This is a genomic window from Rubrivirga sp., from assembly GCF_049648075.1.
Taxonomy (GTDB): Bacteria; Bacteroidota; Rhodothermia; order Rhodothermales; family Rubricoccaceae; genus Rubrivirga.
Map to the genome: position 1 here is coordinate 1 of NZ_JBARYR010000446.1, position 6,191 is coordinate 6,191.

Here is a 6,191-nt window from a genome sequence, read left to right on the forward strand (position 1 = left end):
ACGCAAGTCGCGCAGTACTGCGTGCTGATCGTGGCGTACACGATCCCGGCCGTCGCCATCGCGCTGTTGCTGTTCGGCAACCCGATCCCGCACGTCGCCATCGGCGAGGCGATTCCCTTGCTGGATGGGCTCCAGGCGGATCTCGGCCTCGACCCGTACACGAGTCCGTTCGTCAACAACGACCTGCTCAACGTCGTCTGCATCACGCTGTGTCTGATGGTGGGAACGGCGGGGCTTCCGCACGTGATCGTCCGGTTCTACACCGTCAAGAGCGTCCGCGCGGCGCGGTGGTCGGCGTTCTGGGCGCTGCTGTTTATCGCGATCCTGTACACGACGGCGCCGGCCATCGCAGTGTTTGCCAAGACGGCCATCTTGCAACAGTTCGTGGAGCTTGGACCCGAAGCGTTCGCGTCACAAACTTGGGTGCAGAGCTGGGCCGCGACCGGCCTCATCGACCTCGAGGCGATCCGCGCGAGCGGCGGCGACGTGACGGCGTTCCTCGGTGCGATCAACCGCGACATCATCGTCCTGGCGACGCCCGAGATCGCAGGCCTCGGTGCGTTCATCGTGGCGCTCGTCGCGGCGGGTGGTCTGGCGGCGGCGTTGTCGACCGCGTCGGGCCTGCTGCTGGTGATCTCATCGGCGCTCGCCCACGACATCTACGGCAAGGTCATCAACCCGGACGCCGACGACGCGCAACGGCTCAAGGTCGGGCGCTGGATGATTCTGGTCGCCGTCATCGGGGCGGGCTTGTTGGGCATCTTCCCGCTCGGGTTCGTGGCCGAGGTCGTCGCGTTCGCCTTCGGTCTCGCCGCGGCGTCGTTCTTCCCGACCATCGTGCTCGGCATCTTTTGGAAACGGGCCAACAAGCAGGGCGCGATCGCGGGGATGGCCGTCGGGCTGGCGTTCACGTTCATCATGATCGTGTTGATGCGCGCGCACGTCGTCGCGCCGGGCGTGTTCGGCGCGGCGCCCGTCCTCGAGTCGTTCCTGGGCATCAAGGCGCAGGGGATCGGCGTGGTCGGGATGCTGCTCAACTTCGGCCTGACGGTCGGCGTGAGTCTGGCTACGCCTCCGCCGCCGGCCGGCGTGCAGTCTCTCGTTGAGCAGATCCGGTACCCGCGCTCGCTCTCGGACGCGGAGTTGGCCGGGTAGCCGTCCTCGAGGCCCGGTCCGACCTCGAGGACGGCGTCGTCGATGCTCAGGTGTGGCGTGGCCACCTCCTCGCTCCAACCGAGCGTCATCCTGAGCGAGCGCAGCGGAGTCGAAGGATCTCAACCCGTCACGTTCGACCTCGAGGGCGGGACCGGGCGGGCGTCGCGTCGGTCCTCGTGCTCCGACCTCGAGGTCGCCTGGAACGGCTCGGCAGCCTGAGAGCGCCGCGATCTCTCCTCGTTTGGCAGGAGGCAGGTTCGCATTCGTCCTTGTCGAGCGTGACGGCCTCGAGGGCGAGTTGCATCGAGGCCGCGCCGGTCGCCCTCGAGGTCGCATCTTAGCGAGGCACCCGCACGCCCCGTTATGCCGACCCGTCTGCTCGCCCTCGCCTTGCTCGCCGCCGCCGCGTCGGCCCAGGCGCCGCTCACCGTCGAGGCCGGCTCGGCGCCGCTCATGACGAACGTCTCAGCGCGGGACGTGACCTCGCTGAACGGGACGTGGAACGCGGTCGTGGACCCGTATGAGACCGGCTACCGCAACATCTTGACGTTGGAGCCGATGAACCCGGCCCGGCGCGACATGTACGGCAACGACGCCCGCGTGACGGACCCGGCCGACCGCCTCGAGTACCTGTACCCGGCCTCGAGGACGTTGCGCGTGCCCGGCGACTGGAACACCCAGGCCGACGACCTCTTCCTGTACGAGGGCACCGTCTGGTACCAGCGCGACGTCCAAGACCCGCGCACAGACGCCGAGCGAGTTGCCGGCCGCCGCGTCTTCCTGCACGTCGGCGGAGCCAACTATGAGACGCTGGGATGGCTCGATGGGACGCCGCTCGGGGGTCACGAAGGCGGGTTCACGCCGTTCCAGTTCGAGATCACCGACGCTCTCGGGGCCGAGCCCGCCCGCGTCCTCGAGAGCCGTGAGGCCGGCGGAGCCAACGGCCGCGACGCGTACTCCTTGGTTCTCAAGGTCGATAACCGCCGCCGCCGCGACGCCGTCCCGACGCTGGCGACGGACTGGTGGAACTACGGCGGGTTGACCCGCGACGTCTCCCTCGTCGAGGTCCCGGCCACGTTCATCCGCGACACGTTCGTCCACCTCGATCCTGACGCCCCGGACCACGTCGCCGGCTGGGTCCAGCTCGATGGCGCCCTCGAGGTCGGAGCGACCGTCACCGTCCGCATCGGCGCCCTCGAGGCCCAAGCGCCGACCGGCGCCGACGGCCGCGCCACGTTCCGCTTACCGGCGCCCGACTTGGAGCGGTGGTCGCCGGACAGCCCGTATCGGCACACCGTCGAGATCGAAGCCGTCCTCGAGGACGAGGTCCTGGACCGGACGACGGAGCGCATCGGGTTTCGGACCGTCGAGACCCAGGGAACCGAGGTGCTCCTCAACGGCGAGCCCATCTTCCTGCGCGGCATCTCGATGCACGAGGAGCGGCCCGGCGGCGGGCGGGCGTCCTCGACCGAGCACGCAGCGACGCTCCTGGGCTGGGCGCGCGAGATGAACGCCAACTTCGTCCGGCTGGCCCACTACCCGCACAACGAGCACACCGTCGCGCTCGCGGACAGCCTCGGCATCCTGTTGTGGGCCGAGGTCCCGGTCTATTGGGCCATCGACTGGGAGAACCCCGAGACCTACGCCCGCGCCGAGCGCCAGATGACCGAATTGGTCACGCGCGACAAGAACCGCGCGGCCGTCGTCCTGTGGTCGGTCGCGAACGAGACGCCCCAGACCGACGCGCGGCTGTCGTTCCTGCGCGGGTTGGTCAGGACCGTCCGCGACCTCGACCCGACGCGACTGGTGACGGCGGCCCTGTTCAAGGAGACGCGCGGCACGACCGTCGTCGTGGACGACCCGCTGGCCGATGACCTCGACGTGCAGGGCGTCAACGAGTACGTCGGGTGGTACGAGGGCAAGCCGTCGCTCGCGGACTCGCTGACGTGGCAACTGGCCTACGACAAGCCGCTCGTGATCTCGGAGTTCGGCGGCGGCGCGCTCGCCGGTCACCACGGCTCGATCCACGAGGTCTGGACCGAGGACCACCAGGCGTACCTCTACCGACAGCAGGTCGGGATGCTGTCCCGGATCGACGGCGTGGCCGGCGTGAGCCCGTGGATCTTGATGGACTTCCGCTCGCCGCGGCGTCCGCTGCCCGGCATCCAGGACTTTTGGAACCGTAAGGGCGTCGTCTCGCCCGAGGGCCAGCGCAAAATGGCGTTCGACGTGATGCGCGAGTGGTACGGCCGCATCGAGGCCGAGGGGCGGCCGTAGCGCGTCCTCGAGGACATGGCCGGCTTGTTAGAACCGCGTGCTGAACCCGATCCCGCCGAACGCGTCGGGCGCGGTCTCCGTCAGACCCGTGCCAACGTCGACGACCCAGTAGTCCAGCAGTCCGATGCGGGCCTCGAGGCCGGGCCCCAGCCCGGCACAGACGTGTGCTTGCGGCCCGCTCACATCGATGGACCCACGGCCGGCTGGCCATCGACCTCGAGGACGAGACCTGTCTGGACGCCGGTGACGAACTCTGTGCTCTCGGTCAGGTCAGGACGGTCCGTAAGCCTTGGGCGGACACGGAGATGGCGAGGAGACGGAACACGACGACGTTGTCAGTTTAGGAGGCCCTAAATTAGCCCGGGCTAAACAGAGTCCCCGTGCCCACACCCGCAGCAGAGGATTACCTCAAGACGATCTATGCGCTCGCCCGCACGGGCGAGGTGGCGACGACGTCCGCGCTCGCGGAGCGCTTGGAGGTCGCACCGGCGTCGGTGACGGGGATGCTGAAAAAGCTGGCGAAGTCCGGGCTGGTGAACCACGAGAAGTACCAGGGCGCCACCTTGACCGAGCCCGGCCGGCTGGTCGCGGTCGAGACGATCCGCCACCACCGGCTGGTCGAGACCTACCTCCACCAGGCCTTGGGCGTCCCGTGGGACAAGCTCCACGACGAGGCCGAGGCTTGGGAGCACGTGCTCTCCGAGGACCTCGAGTCCCGCATGGACGCCGCGCTCGGCCACCCCACCCACGACCCCCACGGCGACCCGATCCCGACGCCCGACCTCGTCCTCGACGAGCGCGACCTCTTGCCGCTCGCTCGCCTCGAGGCCGGCCAACTCGCGACCGTCGCGCGCGTGAGCGACCACGACAACGCCCTCTTGCGCGAGGTCGGCGACGCCGGTCTCTACCCCGGCACCCGCTTCCGCCTCGAGGCCGTCTCCGACGACGGGGCCGCCACCATCCACGTGCTGTCCGGCGACCTCGAGGGCGACACCGTCTCGCTCAGCCCAGGCACACCTCCCTTCCTCTTCCTCGACGACGTCTCATGACCTGTACCTGCTCGACGCCCATCCGCTGGGTCGCTCCGCTCCTGTTCTTCCTGGCCCTGACGCTCGGCGCGTGCGGTGGCGACGATAAGGACACGCCGATCGCCGACCGCAAGGTCCGCGTCGTGACCACGACCTCGATGCTGGCCGACTTGGCCCGCGAGATCGGCGGTGAGCGCGTCGAGGTCGAAGGATTAATGGGTCCGGGCGTGGACCCGCACCTGTACCGTCCTCGAGAGAGCGACGTCGCCCGGCTCGTCGAGGCCGACATGGTCCTCTACAACGGCCTCGAGCTCGAGGGCAAGATGGGCGAGGCGCTCGAGCAGGTCGAGGGCTTGGGCATCGGCGCGGAGCCGGTCGCGAACACCGTCCGCTCCTCGAGGCTGCTCCAGCCCGAAGAGTTCGAGGGCGCCTTCGACCCCCACGTCTGGATGGACGTGAGCCTGTGGCGCGACGTCGCCGAGACCGTCGCCGAGGTGCTGGCTGACGCGGACACGGCCCACGCCGAGATCTACGCCGCCAACCTCGCAGCATATGACGCGGAGCTTGAGGCTCTCGACGAGTACGTCCGCGCGCGCGTCCAAGACGTGCCCGAGGACCAGCGCGTTATCGTGACGGCGCACGACGCGTTCAACTACTTCGGCGCCGCCTACGGCTTCGAGGTCCGCGGGCTCCAAGGGCTTTCGACCGCGACCGAGGCCGGGACCGGCGACGTTCAGGACCTGGCCGCGTTCGTGGCCGACAACGACATCCCGGCCATGTTCGTCGAGACCAGCGTCTCGGACCGGAGCATCAACGCCGTCCTCGAGGCCGTGCGCGCGCGCGGCGGGACGGTCGAGATCGGCGGGAGCCTGTTCTCGGACGCGCTCGGCGACCCCGATACGCCCGAGGGCACCTACGAGGGCATGATCCGACACAACGTCGAGACCATCGTCAGCGCCCTGAGCGGTGACACCACGGGTCCCGTCGCGGCACGCGTCCCGTCGTGAGCCTCGTGCCCGCCGCCGACACGGCCGCCATCGACGTCGCCGACCTGACCGTCGCCTACCGCGACGAGCCGGTCCTGTGGGACATCGACCTGCGCGTCCCCGAGGGCGTGCTGATGGCGATCGTCGGGCCGAACGGGGCGGGCAAGACCACGCTCATCAAAGCCGTCCTGGGGCTTTTACCGATTGCCGCCGGTCGCGTCGAGGTGTTGGGCAAGCCGCTCGAGAAGCGACGCCGCGACGTGGCCTACGTGCCGCAGCGCGGCTCCGTCGATTGGGACTTCCCAACGTCCGTCCTCGATGTCGTGCTCATGGGCACGTACGGCCGGCTGGGCTGGATCAAGCGGCCAGGCGCCAAGGAACGAGAGGACGCCCTCGAGGCCCTGGACCAAGTCGGCATGGCCGACTTCGCCGAGCGCCAGATTGCTCAGTTGTCGGGTGGTCAGCAGCAGCGCGTGTTCCTAGCGCGCGCACTCGTGCAAGACGCCCGCGTCTACCTGATGGACGAGCCGTTCCAGGGCGTCGACGCGACGACGGAGCGGGCCATCGTGTCGCTGCTCCAGCGATTGCGCGAAGAAGGAAAGACGGTCCTGGTCGTGCACCACGACTTGCAGACGGTCCCCGAGTACTTCGACTGGGTCCTCTTGCTCAACGTCCGCCGCGTCGCCGCCGGCCCGGTCGACGAGGTGTTCACCGACGCCAACCTGCGCGCCGCCTACGGCGGCCG

The 6,191-nt window shown here is 69.1% G+C and carries 7 protein-coding genes; 6 read left to right on the forward strand and 1 reads right to left on the reverse strand.

The genetic code is table 11. From position 1 onward, the window contains the following. From WBA11_RS12760 to WBA11_RS12770, 3 genes are all read left to right on the forward strand, one after another. On the forward strand, positions 1-1,155 hold a 1,155-nt coding region (locus WBA11_RS12760; protein ID WP_424521059.1), incomplete at its 5' end, for a VC_2705 family sodium/solute symporter. Between the two features lie 57 nt (positions 1,156-1,212). Beyond that, positions 1,213-1,374 carry a hypothetical protein gene (locus tag WBA11_RS12765; RefSeq protein WP_424521060.1) on the forward strand — a complete coding sequence of 54 codons (162 nt, stop codon included), beginning with the start codon at positions 1,213-1,215 and terminating at the stop codon, positions 1,372-1,374. A gap of 144 nt (positions 1,375-1,518) precedes the next feature. Further along, a complete protein-coding gene (locus WBA11_RS12770; RefSeq protein ID WP_424521061.1) occupies positions 1,519-3,432 on the forward strand; it encodes a glycoside hydrolase family 2 protein in 1,914 nt (637 codons plus the stop codon). 27 nt (positions 3,433-3,459) lie between these two features. Here WBA11_RS12770 and WBA11_RS12775 read toward each other — a convergent pair whose 3' ends face one another. After that, complete coding sequence (locus tag WBA11_RS12775) at positions 3,460-3,615, reverse strand: hypothetical protein (protein ID WP_424521062.1); 156 nt, start codon at positions 3,613-3,615, stop codon at positions 3,460-3,462. Positions 3,616-3,812: 197 nt separating this feature from the next. On the opposite strand from WBA11_RS12775, the gene WBA11_RS12780 reads away from it, so the two are divergent. The 3 genes from WBA11_RS12780 to WBA11_RS12790 form a co-directional block, all read left to right on the forward strand. After that, on the forward strand, positions 3,813-4,481 hold the full coding sequence (locus WBA11_RS12780; RefSeq protein WP_424521063.1) for a metal-dependent transcriptional regulator: 669 nt from the start codon (positions 3,813-3,815) through the stop codon (positions 4,479-4,481). Further along, a complete protein-coding gene (locus tag WBA11_RS12785; protein WP_424521064.1) occupies positions 4,478-5,467 on the forward strand; it encodes a metal ABC transporter solute-binding protein, Zn/Mn family in 990 nt (329 codons plus the stop codon). The genes WBA11_RS12780 and WBA11_RS12785 overlap by 4 nt, the downstream gene beginning before the upstream one ends. Then, positions 5,464-6,191 (forward strand): metal ABC transporter ATP-binding protein (locus WBA11_RS12790; RefSeq protein WP_424521065.1); only part of this gene is annotated, 728 nt, incomplete at its 3' end. The genes WBA11_RS12785 and WBA11_RS12790, both read left to right, overlap by 4 nt.